17 protein-coding genes are annotated in these 15,515 nt (G+C 63.9%); 9 read left to right on the plus strand and 8 right to left on the minus strand.

What is annotated here, in order from left to right; translation table 11 throughout:
* The first annotated feature begins 7 nt into the window (after positions 1 to 7).
* The 8 genes from P9875_RS23835 (at position 8) to fliR (ending at position 6,009) form a co-directional block, all read left to right on the plus strand.
* Positions 8 to 1,306: a flagellar hook-length control protein FliK gene (locus tag P9875_RS23835; RefSeq protein WP_278316781.1), complete on the plus strand. Its 1,299-nt coding sequence runs from the start codon at positions 8 to 10 to the stop codon at positions 1,304 to 1,306.
* A 186-nt stretch (positions 1,307 to 1,492) separates the two neighbouring features.
* Positions 1,493 to 2,005: a flagellar basal body-associated protein FliL gene (gene fliL / locus P9875_RS23840; RefSeq protein WP_035821361.1), complete on the plus strand. Its 513-nt coding sequence runs from the start codon at positions 1,493 to 1,495 to the stop codon at positions 2,003 to 2,005.
* Between the two features lie 6 nt (positions 2,006 to 2,011).
* Positions 2,012 to 2,998 carry a flagellar motor switch protein FliM gene (gene fliM / locus P9875_RS23845; RefSeq protein ID WP_034754035.1) on the plus strand — a complete coding sequence of 329 codons (987 nt, stop codon included), beginning with the start codon at positions 2,012 to 2,014 and terminating at the stop codon, positions 2,996 to 2,998.
* Positions 2,999 to 3,049: 51 nt separating this feature from the next.
* Entirely contained in the window at positions 3,050 to 3,484 is a 435-nt protein-coding gene (gene fliN / locus P9875_RS23850; protein ID WP_034754038.1) for a flagellar motor switch protein FliN, read from the plus strand.
* Positions 3,481 to 4,080, plus strand: coding sequence for a flagellar biosynthetic protein FliO (gene fliO / locus P9875_RS23855; protein ID WP_278316782.1), 600 nt, complete (start codon positions 3,481 to 3,483; stop codon positions 4,078 to 4,080). The genes fliN and fliO overlap by 4 nt, the downstream gene beginning before the upstream one ends.
* 7 nt (positions 4,081 to 4,087) lie before the next feature.
* A complete protein-coding gene (gene fliP / locus P9875_RS23860) occupies positions 4,088 to 4,846 on the plus strand; it encodes a flagellar type III secretion system pore protein FliP (protein ID WP_370385431.1) in 759 nt (252 codons plus the stop codon).
* Between the two features lie 10 nt (positions 4,847 to 4,856).
* Positions 4,857 to 5,126 (plus strand): flagellar biosynthesis protein FliQ, encoded by a 270-nt coding sequence (fliQ, locus tag P9875_RS23865; RefSeq protein WP_035821365.1) that lies wholly within the window; start codon positions 4,857 to 4,859, stop codon positions 5,124 to 5,126.
* 16 nt (positions 5,127 to 5,142) lie between these two features.
* On the plus strand, positions 5,143 to 6,009 hold the full coding sequence (gene fliR / locus P9875_RS23870) for a flagellar biosynthetic protein FliR (RefSeq protein WP_035821367.1): 867 nt from the start codon (positions 5,143 to 5,145) through the stop codon (positions 6,007 to 6,009).
* A gap of 6 nt (positions 6,010 to 6,015) precedes the next feature.
* Here the strand turns inward: fliR and P9875_RS23875 are convergent, their stop codons facing one another.
* Positions 6,016 to 6,663, minus strand: a complete 648-nt coding sequence (locus P9875_RS23875; RefSeq protein ID WP_278316783.1) for a LysE/ArgO family amino acid transporter — start codon at positions 6,661 to 6,663, stop codon at positions 6,016 to 6,018.
* Between the two features lie 73 nt (positions 6,664 to 6,736).
* Between P9875_RS23875 and P9875_RS23880 the strand changes: the two genes are divergently transcribed.
* A complete protein-coding gene (locus P9875_RS23880) occupies positions 6,737 to 7,636 on the plus strand; it encodes a LysR family transcriptional regulator ArgP (protein ID WP_278316784.1) in 900 nt (299 codons plus the stop codon).
* A 143-nt stretch (positions 7,637 to 7,779) separates the two neighbouring features.
* Here the strand turns inward: P9875_RS23880 and flgL are convergent, their stop codons facing one another.
* The 7 genes from flgL to P9875_RS23915 all read right to left on the minus strand — a co-directional run bounded on the left by flgL (position 7,780) and on the right by P9875_RS23915 (position 15,484).
* Positions 7,780 to 9,021, minus strand: coding sequence for a flagellar hook-associated protein FlgL (gene flgL / locus P9875_RS23885; RefSeq protein ID WP_035821373.1), 1,242 nt, complete (start codon positions 9,019 to 9,021; stop codon positions 7,780 to 7,782).
* Between the two features lie 52 nt (positions 9,022 to 9,073).
* Complete coding sequence (gene flgK / locus P9875_RS23890; protein WP_051958993.1) at positions 9,074 to 11,041, minus strand: flagellar hook-associated protein FlgK; 1,968 nt, start codon at positions 11,039 to 11,041, stop codon at positions 9,074 to 9,076.
* An 88-nt stretch (positions 11,042 to 11,129) separates the two neighbouring features.
* Positions 11,130 to 12,056: a flagellar assembly peptidoglycan hydrolase FlgJ gene (flgJ, locus tag P9875_RS23895; protein WP_099402991.1), complete on the minus strand. Its 927-nt coding sequence runs from the start codon at positions 12,054 to 12,056 to the stop codon at positions 11,130 to 11,132.
* Between the two features lie 10 nt (positions 12,057 to 12,066).
* Positions 12,067 to 13,182 (minus strand): flagellar basal body P-ring protein FlgI, encoded by a 1,116-nt coding sequence (locus P9875_RS23900; protein WP_099402990.1) that lies wholly within the window; start codon positions 13,180 to 13,182, stop codon positions 12,067 to 12,069.
* 2 nt (positions 13,183 to 13,184) lie between these two features.
* Positions 13,185 to 13,835, minus strand: coding sequence for a flagellar basal body L-ring protein FlgH (locus P9875_RS23905; protein WP_099402989.1), 651 nt, complete (start codon positions 13,833 to 13,835; stop codon positions 13,185 to 13,187).
* Between the two features lie 50 nt (positions 13,836 to 13,885).
* The gene (gene flgG, locus P9875_RS23910) at positions 13,886 to 14,668 is read right to left on the minus strand and encodes a flagellar basal-body rod protein FlgG (protein ID WP_034754070.1); all 783 of its coding nucleotides are present in this window, start codon (positions 14,666 to 14,668) and stop codon (positions 13,886 to 13,888) included.
* A gap of 72 nt (positions 14,669 to 14,740) precedes the next feature.
* Entirely contained in the window at positions 14,741 to 15,484 is a 744-nt protein-coding gene (locus tag P9875_RS23915; protein ID WP_035821385.1) for a flagellar basal body rod protein FlgF, read from the minus strand.
* Between the last annotated feature and the right edge of the window lie 31 nt (positions 15,485 to 15,515).

Consider the following 15,515-nt stretch of genomic DNA (forward strand, 5'->3'; position numbering starts at 1 on the left):
CAGCATCATGCAAACCCAGCCAACACCGATTTCCCAGATTATCTCGTCGAACGCCACGCCGGGCGCCGCCAACCGCAGCCAGCCGTCCACCAGCGGCACGGCGGGCGACTTCCAGCGCACCCTGAACCGCCAGATCGAGCAACGCCAGGCCAGCCGCAATATGGCGCAAGCGCAAATACAAACGCCGGCGCCGGCACCGGCAGCTCGTCCCGCCAGCCCCGCCGCCACGCAGGCACCCGCCCAGGCGCCAGCGAACGAAGCGAAAGCGGCGCAAGCAGGCACCGAACAGGCGGCCAGCAGCGAACAGCCGCCCGCGCAATCGAGCGAGGCAGCGACACCCGCCACCGCCGACAGCGCCACGGCCGAAGCCAGCGTAGCCGCCGCCCCCGCCGCGACAGTCACGCCGCCAGCCGATCCGGCCGCCGAAATGCTGGCCCTGGTAGGCAGCATCCAGCTGGCCATCCAGCCACCGGCAGCCGCCGCCAAGGCCGTGCCGGAACTGCCGGCGCGCGCCAGCGTCAAGGCAGAAGGCAAGAACCCGGCGACAGGGCCATTGCTGGCAGCCGGCCAGGGCAGCGGCAAGGCTGCCGCCACCGTCGCCGCGCAAGCGGACAGCGGCGACTTTGCCGACAGCCTGGGCCAGGCCCAAGGCAAGGCTGCCGCCACACCGGGCGCCAGCGTGCCGACCGGCAAGGCCGAACCGGGCAAGCTGGCCATCGACGCGCAGCTGGCAGCCACCGCCAAGGCGGGCGCTGCCGTGGCCGAACCGGTCCTCAAGGAAACCCCTGCCGACCTGAGCCGCCTGGCGGCCCAGTTGCAGCCGGGCGCGCTGCAGCAGGCCGCGGCCGCCGTGGCCGTGCCGGCCGACAAGCTGACGGGCCGGGTCGGCACGCCGGCCTGGGACCAGCAACTGGGGCAGAAAGTCGTGTGGATGGCCGCTGGCGGCGACCAGAGCGCCACCCTGACCCTGAATCCGCCCGACCTGGGCCCCGTGCAAGTGGTACTGACAGTCACCAATGACCAGGCCGATGCCGCCTTCATGTCGGCCCAGCCGGAAGTGCGCCAGGCGCTGGAAGCGGCCATGCCGCGCCTGCGCGAAATGATGAGCGAAGCGGGCATCGCCTTTGGCAGCGCCACCGTCTCGGCAGGTACGCCGGAACAACAAAACAATGGCGAGCGCGCCGCCTCGGGCGAACGCCGTGGCAATGGCCAGGGTGGCGGCGTGGCGGGTGGCGAAATCGCCATCGCGCCGGCGACAGGCGGACGCAGCCGGCCCAGCCTGAGTGCCGTGGATACCTTTGCCTGAGGATAATTCGTCGTCCGCAAGCCACTGGCGCGCCCCACGGCGTAACTTTTCGTCTAAAAACAGCGAGTTGAGGGCGCTTCCGCCCTCTTTTCACTGCATCCTTCTGCGCAGAATTTGCCGATAATGACATAATGGCGTCGTGATCCACTTCCATGCACTCGAGTACCATTGAAAGCAAATCCAAAAATGAAAGCAGATCCGAAAGCAGATGCAGGCCTGGCTCCCGCCGGGGCCTCGAAAAAGAAGCTTCTGATCATCGTGCTGGCCTCGGTGCTGGTGGCTGGCGGTATCGGTGGCGGTGCCGCCTGGTACTTCCTGCATGGCAAGGCCGATAAAGAAGAATCGGCACCGAGCAAGAAAAAACATGCCGCTTCCAAGGCAGGTCCGCCCGTCTTCGTGCCCATCGATGCCTTCACCGTCAATTTGCAGCCGGAAAATGGCGAGCAATACCTGCAAATCGCGTTCACCTTGCAGGCCAGCAGCCCGGAAGAAATGGACTTGATCAAGATCAACATGCCGAAAGTGCGCAGCCGCTTGTTGCTGCTGCTGTCCGGCAAGAAGGCGTCCGAACTCAATACCGTGGAAGGCAAGCAGCAACTGGCGGCCGAAATCATCAATCAGGTGAACCAGCCGTTCGAGGACAAAGGGCCGGAGCAGGACGTGACGGACGTATTATTTACCGCATTCATCATTCAATAAGCAGCCATGGCCGATAATTTCCTCTCCCAGGAAGAAGTCGATGCCCTACTCAAGGGCGTCAACGGAGACCAGGACGACGCGCAGGCGCCGGAAGATGTCACGGGAGTTCGTACCTACAACCTGGCAACCCAGGAGCGCATCGTGCGCGGCCGGATGCCAACGTTGGAAATTATCAACGAGCGTTTCGCCCGGCTGCTGCGCGTGGGCCTGTTCAACTTCCTGCGCCGCAGCGCCGAAGTGTCGGTCGGTTCCGTGCGCGTGTCGAAATACAGCGAGTTCATCCGTAACCTGGTGGTGCCGACCAATCTGAATCTGGTGCACATGAAGCCGTTGCGCGGCACGGCCCTGATGGTCTTCGATCCGGGCCTCGTGTTCCTGCTGGTCGACAACCTGTTCGGCGGCGACGGACGCTTCCATACGCGCGTCGAAGGGCGCGACTTTACGCAGACGGAGCAGCGCATCATCCTGCGCATCCTCGACATCGTCTTCGAGGCGTATACCAAGTCGTGGGAACCGGTCTTCCCCGTCGAGTTCGAATATATCCGTTCAGAAATGAACACGCAGTTCGCCAACATCGCCACGCCGAACGAGGTGGTGGTGGCGTCCACGTTTACGGTAGAACTGGGCTCCGTTTCCGGACAAATCCACTTCTGCATGCCGTATTCGATGATCGAGCCGATCCGCGATTCGCTGACCTCGAGCCTGCAGGGCGAGGCGCTGGAAGTGGACAAGCGCTGGATCCGTTTGATGACGCAGCAGATCCAGATCGCCGAAGTCGAGCTGGTGGCTTCGCTGGGCACGGCGCGCGTGTCGTTCGATGAAATCCTGAACATGAAGGTGGGCGACATCATCCCGCTGAATATTCCCGAACTGATCGCCGCCACCGTCGACGGCGTGCCCGTGATGGATTGCACGTATGGCGTGTTGAACGGACAATATGCCTTAAAGGTTGAAAAGTTGTTGGCCAATGCCGATAACATGAATAACCACTAAATAAATACCCGGGCCGCGTTGCGGTCCGTATCTGTACAACAGGAGAAACACATGTCTGACAACCAAGACGACCAAAGCGCGGAAGACGATTGGGGCGCGGCCATTGCCGAGCAGGCCAAGGCGGAAGCCGAAGCGCTGCAGAACCAGGCCGCCAATACGGCCAGCGCGGCCAGCGCCGCCGTGTTCAAGGACTTTTCCAAGCAGGCGTCGAAGTCGGAAACGCACAACGATATCGATTTCATCCTCGATATCCCCGTGCAGCTGACGGTCGAACTGGGCCGCACCAAGATCGCCATCAAGAACCTGCTGCAACTGGCGCAGGGTTCCGTGGTCGAGCTCGACGGCCTGGCCGGCGAACCGATGGACGTGCTGGTGAACGGCTGCCTGATCGCCCAGGGCGAAGTGGTGGTGGTCAATGACAAGTTCGGCATCCGCCTGACCGACATCATCACGCCTTCCGAACGCATCCGAAAATTGAATAAATGAAGCCTGGCCTGTTGATTTCCACTGTGCTGCCGCTCATGGCGGCATGCAGCATTGCCCTGGCTGAAGCGCCAGCCGCGGCCGCACCAGCGGCGGCCAGCGCCGCCAGCGCTTCCGTCGCGCTGGCAAGCGAGACGCCGCCTGCCGCAGCGGCGCCAGCAGCCTCACCTGCCACTACAGCGGCTGCCTCGCCTGCCGCCGCCCTGCCCGCCATGCCGCCCGGCGCACCGGCGACGATGGCGCCGACAAGCTCGGCCGGCAGCCTGCTGCAAACCATTTTCGCGCTGATGTTCGTGCTGGCCCTGTTGATCGGCCTGGCCTGGTTCATGAAGCGCTATGGCCCCAAGGTGATGGGCGGCAACAACAAGATGCGCGTCGTCAGCTCGCTCAACTTGGGCGGACGCGAACGCATCGTCCTCGTCGAAGTGGCCGACCAGTGGATCGTCGTCGGCGCCTCTCCCGGCAGGATCAACGCGCTGGCCACCATGCCGCGCCAGGAAGGCGACCTGCCGCAACTGGCCACGGCGCAAAACGGCCCCGCGGCCGCCAATTTTTCCGAGTGGCTGAAACAGACCATCGAAAAACGCAATGGGAAATAAGCGGCAGATGGCGTGGTCCACCTTGAAGACTCCCCTGACCTGGCTGCTGGCGGCAGCCGCCCTGGCCTTGCCGCTGTGGGCCATGGCCCAGCCTGGCATCCCGGCCTTCAACAGCACGCCGGCGCCGGGCGGCGGCCAGAATTACTCGTTGCCGGTGCAGACGCTCATCCTGATGACGTCGCTCACCTTCCTGCCGGCGGCCTTGCTGATGATGACCTGCTTTACGCGCATCATCATCGTGCTGTCCCTGCTGCGTCAGGCCATCGGCACGCAATCGGCGCCGCCGAACCAGGTGCTGGTGGGCCTGGCCCTGTTCCTGACCCTGTTCGTCATGGGCCCCGTGTTCGACAAGATTTATACGGATGCCTACCAGCCCTATCAGGAAAACAAGATCACCATGCAGCAGGCGATGGACAAGGGCGTCGATCCCCTGAAAACCTTCATGCTCAAGCAGACGCGCCAGGCCGACCTGGCCCTGTTCGCCAAGATGTCGCGCTCGCCGGCCCTGCAGGGTCCCGAAGACGTGCCGCTGCGCATCCTCGTGCCCGCCTTCGTCACCAGCGAACTGAAGACGGCATTCCAGATCGGCTTTGCCATCTTCATCCCGTTTTTGATCATCGACATGGTGGTCGCCAGCGTGCTGATGTCGATGGGTATGATGATGATGTCGCCGGCGACGATCTCGCTGCCGTTCAAGCTGATGCTGTTCGTGCTGGTCGATGGCTGGCAGTTGCTGCTGGGCTCGCTGTCACAGAGTTTCTACTAGGGGAAGTACGATGACACCCGAAAGCGTCATGACCCTGGGCCGCCATGCGATGGAAATCACGCTGATGGTGGCCGCGCCCATGCTGCTCGTCGCCCTCATCATCGGCTTGATCGTGAGTATTTTCCAGGCGGCCACGCAGATCAACGAGGCAACCCTGTCCTTCATCCCGAAGCTGGTCGGCATTTTCGTCGCCCTCGTCGTGGCCGGCCCGTGGATGCTGTCCGTCATGCTCGACTACATGCGCCAGGTGTTTACCGGCATCCCGAACCTGGTGGGCTAGTGCAGCAAACGTTGCCATGCTGACCCTGTCCAGCATCGAACTGAACACGTGGATCGCAGCGCTGCTGTGGCCGCTTAGCCGCATCCTCGGCCTGATCGCGGCCGCCCCCCTGTTCGGCAACGCATCCGTGCCGGCCACCGTCAAGGTGACCCTGGGTGCGCTGCTGGCCATGATCATCGCCCCCACGGTGCCGGCCTTGCCTGCCGTCAATCCGATGTCCTTGCCCGGCTTGTTGATCCTCACGCAGGAGATGCTGGTGGGCCTGGCCATGGGCTTTTCCATCCGCATCGTGTTTTCCGCCATCGAAATGGCCGGCGAGATCAGCAGTCTCACCATGGGCCTGGGTTTCGCCTCGTTCTTCGACCCGCAAACCAAGGGCAGGTCTTCCGCCATCAGCCAGTTCCTCGTCATGCTGGCCACCTTGATGTTTCTGACCGTCAACGGCCACCTGGTCTTGCTGGCGGCGCTGGCGGAAAGCTTTGTCAGCCTGCCGATCTCGTCGAGTCCCATCAGCGGCGGCGGTTTCCAGCAATTGGCGGCCTGGGGCGGAGAAATCTTCCGTTCCGGCCTGCAAATTTCGCTGCCCATCATCGCCGCCCTGCTGCTGACCAACGTGGCGCTGGGCATCCTGACGCGGGCCGCGCCGCAGCTGAACATTTTCGGTATCGGTTTTCCCGTCACCCTGGGCGTGGGCTTGCTGGTGATCAGCATGGTCCTGCCCTACCTGGCCACGCCGTTCCAGAACATGTTCCTGCGCGGCATAGAAACGGCGCGTCTGCTGCCGCGCGGCTTTGCCACGCGCGACCGGCCACCACCGCCCGCGCCGCCGAATCCCTTGCGCCCGGCACTGCCTGCGCCGGCGCCGCTGCCGCCCGCGCCCTGATCCGGGCTACCAGCCCAGCGCGTGGCGCAGCAGCAGCGCCGACAGCACGAACATCGTGATACCAATCAAGCCATCGAGCACTTGCCAGGCCCGGGGCCGCGCAAACCACGGCGCCAGCCAGCGCGCGCCAAATCCCAGCGAGGCAAACCACAGCAGGCTGGCCGCGCTGGCGCCGGCGATAAACCAGGCGCGCAGCGCGCCCGGCTGCTGGGCACCGATACTTCCCACCAGCAATACCGTATCCAGATACACATGCGGGTTGAGCAAGGTAAACGCCGCCGCCTGGGCCAGGATGGCAGCCAGGCCCAGTTGCGCCCCGCCTTCGGCCGCGCGCAACTGCTGCGGCCGGCGCGCGCGCCGCAGGGCTTGCCAACCGTAGACGGCCAGGAAAGCGGCGCCGCCCAGCGCCAGCGCGCTGGCCAGAAGGGGACGCTGCCCCAGCGCACTGGCCATGCCCAGGACGCCGGCGGCAATCAGCGCCGCGTCGGCCAGGGCGCAAAACAGCACGATGGCACCTACGTGTTCGCGGCGCAAGCCTTGCCGCAAGACAAAGGCATTTTGCGAGCCGATGGCAACGATGAGTCCCAGGCCCAGGGTCAAGCCCTGGAGAAAGACGGAAAAAACGAGTGGTGTGGTGGCGGTCGAGAGTGTCATGCGGCGATCTTGCCAGCCGCACGTAATGAAGGCAAACTACCTTTTCTATTGCCAGTTAAGGAAAACTTCACTCATGCTCGACTATGCAGCCCTCGCCGCCCTGGCCGCCGTCATCCGCGAAGGCAGTTTCGAGCGCGCGGCGCGCGCCTTGCACGTGACGCCATCGGCCATTTCGCAGCGCATCCGCCTGCTGGAAGAGCGCGTCGGCTGCGCGCTGGTGATACGCGACCAGCCCTGCCGCGCCACGGAGACGGGCCGCCGCCTGTGCCAGCACGTGGACCAGGTGCAGTTGCTGGAACAGGATTTGCAAGGCACCTTGCCGGCACTGGCGGCGCAGGGCATGTCGCGCGCCAGCGTGCCCATCGCCGTGAATGCCGACAGCCTGGCCACCTGGCTGGCGCCCGCCATCGCCGACTTCGCGGCCACACACCCGGTGCTGCTGCAAGTGGCCGTCGACGACCAGGACCATACGGCAGAGTGGCTGCGCAGCGGCGCCGTGCTGGCGGCCGTCAGCGCCACGGCCCGCCCCGCATCGGGCTGCAACAGCCGGCCGCTGGGCGCCATGCGTTATCTGGCGGCGGCCAGTCCCGCCTTCATGCAGCGGCATTTTGCCCACGGCGTGGGCGCCGCCAGCCTGGCGCTGGCGCCCAGCCTCGTCTTCAATACCAAGGACGAGCTGCAATCGCGCTGGGTGCGGCGCCTGTGCCACCGGCACGTGGAATTGCCGCGCCACACCCTGCCCTCGTCGCACGCCTTCGTCACGGCAAGCCTGGCCGGCATGGGCTGGGGCTTGCATCCGCAGGCGCTGATCCAGGCCTGTCTCGACAATGGCAGCCTGGTCGAACTGCTGCCGGACTCGCCCCTGGATGTGCCCCTGCACTGGCACACGGCACGCGCCGCCTCAAACCTGCTCGACGGCTTGAGCGGCGCCATCCTGTCCGCCGCCCGCACGGGCCTGCTGCCGCCCCGATAGCCAGCCTCAGGGCTGGTCGCTGCCGAATGCAAGGCGCAGCGCCGTCCAGGCTTGCACGGTGGCGGCCATCGTGCGGACGCAAAAAAGCCGGGGCGGGAGATGTGCTCCCTGCCCCGGCTTGCCGCTCATCCGATGCGGCTCGCCTACCTGATGTAATTGAACAGCGACAGTCCCGAGATGGACGTGAAGGACTTCTGCGCCGCCTGCAGGGTGATCTGCTGCTGGCTGAACAGGGAAATCGCCTTCACCATGTCCAGGTCCTGCAAGCCGGACAGGGTGCTCGCATATTGCAGGTCGAGGTCGTCGCCGGCGCTGTCGAGCGTGTCGAGTTCCTTCAGGCGCGAACCGACTTCCGCGCGCACCGACAGCACGTTGTCGTAGGCCGTGTCGAGAATATCGTGCGCCGTGTTCAGGCTGGCCGTCAGGCGCGCCTGCCCTGCGTCGCCCGAGGCCGGTTCGCCCAGCGCACCGATCAGGTTGGTAATCGTGGTAAAGATCGATTCCTTGCCGCTGGGCTCCAGGGTGAACTTGTCCAGGTCGGCCGGCTTGCCCGCGACATTGACTTGCTGGCCGTCAAAGTTGATGGCGTCGCCCGATTTATAGGCCACCGGCACGGCGGGATTCGGGATGGTCTGGCCCAGGGTCACGTCCGTCACGGTATAGGTCGTCTTGGCATCCGTGCCCGTGCCCGTCACCTGGAAGTCGATCGTGTACTTGTGTCCCGTCAGCTTGGTGGGATCGGTGACGGTGCCGCCGGAAATGATGCCGGCCCCGCCGCGCGCGAAGTTGCCCGGATCGGCCGCCGTGGTGAACTTGCCGTTGCCCGTCAAATTATTCTCGAACACGGCCGCGCCCGAGTCGCTGGTGGCCAGGTAGCGGGCCGAGCCCACTTGCAGCTCGCGCTGGCCCTGGTCGCCCACGTAGGTGGCGCCGCCCGGCGTCTGGCTGAACGGTTGCGTCGTCGATTTGTAGCCGGAAAACAGATAGCCGCCCGCGTTGTCGGACGTGTTGGCGATGCCCATCAGGTCGGTCAGGCGGCCCTTCAGCTCCGTGGCCAGGCTCTGGCGGTCGATATCCTTCAAGGCTGGATTACCGGCCTTCAACACCAGATCCTGCACGTCGGCGATCAGCGAGGTCGTGCTGGCCAGGGCCAGCTCTTCCTGCGAAAGAAAATTCTTGGCGTTCGAGCGGTTCGTCACGAATTGCGTATTGATCGATTGCGATTGCGTCACTTCCAGCGCGCGCGCCGAGGCGATCGGGTCATCGGCCGGCGTCAGGTTGCGGCGATTCGCCGACAGCTGCATCTGGGTGCGGTTCAACGCGCCCTGCAGATTGTTCAGCTGCGTGCTGCCCGCGTCATAGATCATTTTGGTACTGATGCGCATGATGCTGCCCTTCCTGATGGCGGCGGGGCGCTATGCGCCGCCGCCTGAATAATTAACGTCCGAGGCCGATGACCACGTCGAACAGGGTGCTGGCGATCTGCATGACCTTGCCGCAAGCCTGGTAGGCTTGCTGGTAGCGCAACAGGTTGGCCGCCTCTTCATCGAGGTTGACGCCGGAGACGGCCTGCTGCTGCGTGCTGGTTTGTTGCAATAGCGCAAGACTGGCCAGGCCGCTGACTTGCACTTCGCGCGTCTTGTTGCCGACATAGCTGACGGTTTCCGCGTACGAACCCTGGAACGTGGCCTTGCCGCCATCGAGAATGTTTTTCGTCTGCAAGCCTGCCAGCAAGGCGGCATTGCGGCTGTCGCCCACGCCGCCCGAGTTCGGAGCGATGGTAAATTTGTCGCCTTGGGCGGGCGCGCCCGTCATGTTGAAGTTGATGCCGCCAAAACTGAAGCTGTCGCCTTCCGTGTACGGGATGTTCGCCGTGCCGGCCGGATACGTGGTGGTCGCGCCGTTCAAGCCTTTCACCGTCACGGCCTGGCCTGCGGGGAAACCCGACAGCGAGGTGGTCGCCTTGTCGTACGTCAAGGTGACGGTACTCGTCAAGGCATTGCCCGGCGTTAAATACGCCTTGTCCACGCTACCCAGGCCGAGCTTGCCGCTGCCCGTGTTGCTGACGGGCGCGCCCGTGGCGATCGGCGCGCCGGCGGCTAGCTTGTTGCGGTCGGTAATCGCCACGGCCAGATCGGAAGCGCCGTGCGCGGTCGGCCTGACCATGAAGTTGTCGCCTTCGGCGGCCGCGCCCGTGATCGAGAAATCCACGCCGTCGATGGTTTGCGGCACGGTTTGCGGATACGGGTTGATGGTTGTTTTCGCGCCGTCGCTCTGGCGCGTCACCACGTAATTGGCGCCGTCATACTTGACGGCATAGTCGCTGGCCGTCAGCTTGGTCGGATCGCTGACCTTGGCCGACACCACGGTCGTGCTGGTCGCGTTGTTGCGGTAGTCGGCACCGATGACGGGATCGGGCAACTTGAAGAAGTCGGCCCCCATCTCGCCATTCAAGTCCTGGCCCAGCTTGTGCTGTTCATTGAAGGTGGAAGCCAGTGCGATGGCGACCTTGCCCAGCGAATTCTGGATACGGTCCAGGCTGCCGCTGCGAAATTCCAGCAAGCCGCCCAGCGAGCCGCCGCTGAGGGAGCTTTCCGACAACTTGGTGACGCTCGTGCCCGTCACATAGCCCACATCCAGGCGGCTCGGATCCGTCGGCGACGGCGTGGTGGCCAGTTCAAAATTCTTTTCGCCCACCACCAGCGGCTGGCCCGAGCCGATCGAGACGGTAATCGAGTTGCCGGCGCCCGGCTGAACCGTTGCCTTGACGTATTTGTTCAGCTCCGTGATCAGCTGGTCGCGCTGGTCCAGCAAATCGTTGGGCTGATTGCTTTCATTCACGGTCAGGTTGGTAATCGAGGTATTCAGTTCCGCGATCTGCTTGGCGTAGGAATTGATCACCTTGACGTTCGACGTGATCTGCGAATTGACGCCGTCGCCGATTTCCGTCAGGCGCGCGCTGAGGCCCTGGAAGCGCGCCGTCAGCGAGTTTGCGCTCGACAGCAATGCCTGGCGCGACGACACGGACGAGGGATTCGAGCTGAAATCCTGCACGCCCTTGAAGAAATCGGCCATCGCCGGCGACAGCCCGGCCGTGGGATCGGCCAGCATATTGTCGATCTGGCTGATCTGCGTGTAATACGCGTCGAGCGAACTGGTGGCCGACTGCGCGCCATTCACCTGGGCCGCCATGAAACCGTCGTACTGGCGCTTGACTTGCGATACCTCGGTACCATTGCCAACAAAGCCATAACCTGCATTGTTGAACTGCGCCGTCTGCTGCAGCACCACCTGGCGGTTGTAGCCGTCCACGTTGGCATTGGTGATGTTATGCCCGGTCGTCGACAGGCCCACCTGCGCTGCAAGCAAACCGCTCTTACCGATGCTGAGTAGATTCGAAGTCATGGTGTCTTATTGGTTACTGTCATGAGTATTTACGGCAGGCGCGGCGAAAACTTGAAGCGCGCGGCCTGCACAGGGGTGCGGCGTGTTACTAGCCGACCAGCGAATTCTTGATAATTTTTGTCAATTTGGCAGCGTAATTCGGGTCCGTCGCGTAGCCGGCCTTTTGCAAGCCGTGGGCGAACGTGCTGGCGTCGCCCGCGCTGGCCAATACTTTCTCGTAGCGCTTGTTGTTCGTAATCAACTGCGCATAATCCTTGAAGCTGTCCGCGTAGCTGTCATAGGCGCGGAATTTTTCCACCTTGCGCTGCGCCTTGCCATTCACATATTCCGTCGTGACGGCTTCCGTGACCTTGCCCTTCCAGTCGCTGGAAGCCTTGATGCCGAACAGGTTGTGGCTGCTGCTGCCGTCGCGGGCGATGATTTCGCGCTTGCCCCAGCCCGTTTCCAGCGCCGCCTGGCCCAGCATGAACTTGGCCGGGATGCCGGTGGCGCGGCTGGCTTCTTCCGCATGCACGCCCAGTTTTTCCTGGAAGGCGCGCACGTGCGGCGCCTGCGTGGCGTTGGCCTTGTCGCTCAGGGTCTTGCCGGTGGCGGCGGCGCCGCTTGCGCCCTCCGTCAGGGCGCCCTGCTGCTGGCGGAAGGCGGCCAGCGCCTGCGCCATGCTCGACGAGCGGGGCGACGGCGCTTCGGCGCCATCGGCGGCCAGCGCCTGGTTCGACGACGACAACTGGCGGATCAGCACGTCCGCCAGGCCCGTGCCCCGCTTGGCCAGGTTCTGGCTCGTCTGCTGATCCAGCATCGAGGTGTACATCTTGCTTTGCTGGCTATCCATGATGCCGTCCTGCGGCGTGGCTTCGCGCATGCTTTTCATCATCATGTTGATGAACATGGCTTCAAATTGCGTGGCCGCCTCTTTCAGGGCGGCAGGGTCCTTCGCCTTGGCGGACTGGCGCAAGCCATCCATGCCCTTGACGTCGTAGGCGGCGGTATTGCTGAGGTCGGTTTGGCTGATCATGGCGTGTCCATCAAATGATTTCAAGTTCGGCGCGCAGCGAACCGGCCGCTTTCATCGCCTGCAGGATGGCCAGCAAGTCTTGCGGCGAGGCGCCGATGGCGTTCAGGGCTTTCACCACCTCGGACAGCGAGGCGCCGCCCTTGACCAGCATGACCTTGCCCGGTTCCTTCTTGATATCGATCTGCGCCGTCTGCGTGACCACCGTGCGTCCGCCCGACAAGGGCGCCGGCTGGCTCACTTGCGGCTCGACATTGATGGTGACGGACAGGTTGCCGTGCGAAATGGCGCACGTTTCCAGGGTCACGGACTGGTTCATCACGACGGAACCGGTGCGTGCATTCATGATGACCTTGGCCGCCAGGCGGGCCGGATTGACTTCGATGCTTTCCAGCTGGCCCAGGAAGGACACGCGCTGGTCGCTGCCGCTGGGCGACTGCACCTGGATCACGCGGCCGTCGAGCGCGGCGGCCGTGCCGGCGCCGTAGCGGCTGTTGATGGCGTCGACCACGCGGCTGGCGGTGGCAAAATCGGTGGCGTTCAATTCCAGGCGGATGGTGTTGTTGGCGCCCAGCGCCGAAGGCACGCTGCGCTCGACGGTCGCGCCGCCCGAGATGCGTCCCACGCTCAGATGATTGATGACAACGGAGCTGCCGGCCGCCTGCGCGCCCACGCCGCCCACCAGCACGTTACCCTGCGCCATGCCGTACACCTGGCCGTCGGCGCCCTTCAAGGGCGTCATCAACAAAGTGCCGCCGCGCAAGCTTTTCGCATTGCCCATCGACGACACCGTCACGTCGAGCAACTGGCCCGGCTGGGCAAACGCGGGCAAGGCCGTCGTCACCATCACGGCGGCCACGTTTTTCAGCTGCAAGCTGGTGCCTTGCGGCAAGTTGATGCCCTGCTGCTGCAGCATCGCCGCCACGCTCTGGATGGTGAATGGGGTTTGCGTGGTCTGGTCGCCACTGCCGTCGAGGCCGACGACGAGGCCATAGCCCATCAGCTGATTCTGGCGCACGCCGGCGATGCTGGCCAGGTCCTTGATGCGCTCGGCCTGCGCCACGGGCGCCAGCAGGGCGACGGCCAGGCCGAAAATGGCGGCAAAGCGGGGAAAGGTGAAAGTGGCCATGATCAGAATGGCAGCAGGCTGAGGAAGAAGCGCGAGGCCATCGAGGCCATTTCGGCGCGGTCGATCTGGCTGTTGGTGCGGTATTCGACGCGCGCTTCGGCCACCTGGGTCGATGGCACGACGTTGCCCGTGCCGATGGTGTCCGGATTGACCATGCCCGAGAAGCGGATGAATTCCGTGCCCTTGTTCATGGCGATCTGTTTTTCGCCGGCGACAATCAGGTTGCCGTTTGGCAGCACTTCAATCACCGTCACGCCGATCACGCCGCTAAAGGTGTTGCTGGCGGACTGGTTGTCGCCATCGGCAAATTTCGTCGCGCCATTCGCCGAAACGGTACCGCCCAGGCGGCCCTGCAGCATGCCCGGCGTGCTGAAGCCCACGCTGCCCGACTTGTTGCCGGAACTGGCGCCCGCCTTGACGGCATTCGTGCGCTCGGTGATGGCGATCGTCATGGTGTCGCCCACGTGGCGCGCGCGGCGGTCTTCGAAGGCGGGACGGTAGGTCGACGGCTGGTAGATGGAGCCATTGTTGACGACCACCGGTTCCGGCATCGGCGCGCGCGTGGAGGTCGGATATTGCACGATGGACGTAGGCGTGATGGCGCAGCCGGACAGCAGGACTGCAGAGAACAAGGCGATGATGGGGTATTGCATGGCGAACCTCCGCTGCCATCCGGCGGCGGATGGCATGACGACTATGAAAATTAAAGTTGCGACAGTTTCTGCAGCATTTGGTCGGATGTGGTGATGGCCTTGCTGTTGATCTCGTAGGCGCGCTGCGTCTGGATCATGTTGACCATTTCCTCGGCCACGTTGACGTTCGATGTCTCGATATAGCCCTGCATCAGCACGCCGGCGCCGTTCGTGCCCGGGGTGTTGGTTTGCGCCACGCCGGAAGCGCCCGTTTCCATGTACAGGTTTTCGCCCTTCGATTCCAGACCGGCGGGATTGACAAAAGTAGTCAATTGCAGCGAGCCGATTTGCGATGGCGCCACCGTGTCGGGCAAGGTGACGGAAACGGTGCCGTCGCGCGCCACGGTCAGGCTCAGCGCATTGGTCGGCACGGTGATGGCGGGCTGGATGACAAAACCTTCGGACGTCACCAGCTGGCCGTTGGCGTCCGTCTGGAACGAGCCGTCGCGCGTGTAGGCGGTGGCGCCGTCCGGCATCAGCACCTGGAAGAAGCCCGTGCCGTTGACCATCACGTCGCGCGAATTGCCCGATGCCTGGGGATTGCCCTGCGTATGGATGCGTTCGGTTGCCACCGTGCGCACGCCGGTACCGATCTGCAAGCCTGATGGCAGCTGGGTTTGCTGCGACGATTGCGCGCCAGGCTGGCGCACGTTTTGATACAGCAAGTCTTCAAACACGGCGCGCGACTTCTTGAAGCCCGTGGTGCTGACGTTGGCCAGGTTATTGGCGATCACGTCCATCTGCGTCTGCTGCGCTTCCAGGCCGGTTTTGGCAATCCAAAGGGAACGAATCATGATTTTTCTCCAATAACAGCGCTAGTCAGCTCTGTAGACTATTTCTATGTGACCATTATGCGGTGGCCCCCATCAATTCAAAGCGAGGATCTGGGTGGCTTTCGCCGCGTTATTCTCGGCATTCTTCAACAAGCTCATTTGCGTTTCGAACTGGCGCGCCAAGGCGATCATGCTGACCATCGAGTCGACTGGGCTGACATTGCTGCCTTCCAGCGCGCCGGTCGTCAGCTTGACGGCCTGGTCGGCTTGCGCCACCGTGCCATCCTTCAGGCGGAACAGGCCGTCGTCGCCGCGCACCAGTTGCTGCTCGGGCGGGTTGACCAGCTTGATGCGTCCCAGCACCGTCGATGGCCCTGGCGGCACGTCGGTGGAAATCGTGCCCACCGTGCCGTCGCTGGCAATGGCCACCGTCACGCCGGGCGGAATCGCCATCGGGCCCGTATCGCCCTGCACCATCAGCCCCGACTGCGTTTGCAGCATGCCGTTTTCATTGAGCTTCAAGGCGCCGTTGCGCGTGTAGGCTTCGGAACCGTCGGCCGACTGCACCGCGATCCAGCCGCCGTTTTCCACGGCCACGTCGAGCGCGCGGCCCGTGTGCTGCATCGGACCTTGCGTGAAATCGGAACCGACCGTCGAATCGACGACGAAGGTGCGCGTCGGCATCATGCCGTCGGCCACCACGGGCACGGCGCGGAACGAGTCGAGCTGGGCACGGAAACCCGTGCTGGTGGCGTTCGCCAGGTTGTTCGCCGTGGTCGCCTGCTTGTCGAGGATGTGCTTGGCGCCCGAGCCGGCGGTGTAGATGAGACGGTCCATGTGTTTTCTCCGTGCAAAACGAAAGCCGGGA

Origin of the sequence: Janthinobacterium rivuli (assembly GCF_029690045.1) — a bacterium.
Taxonomy (GTDB): Bacteria; Pseudomonadota; Gammaproteobacteria; order Burkholderiales; family Burkholderiaceae_D; genus Janthinobacterium; species Janthinobacterium rivuli.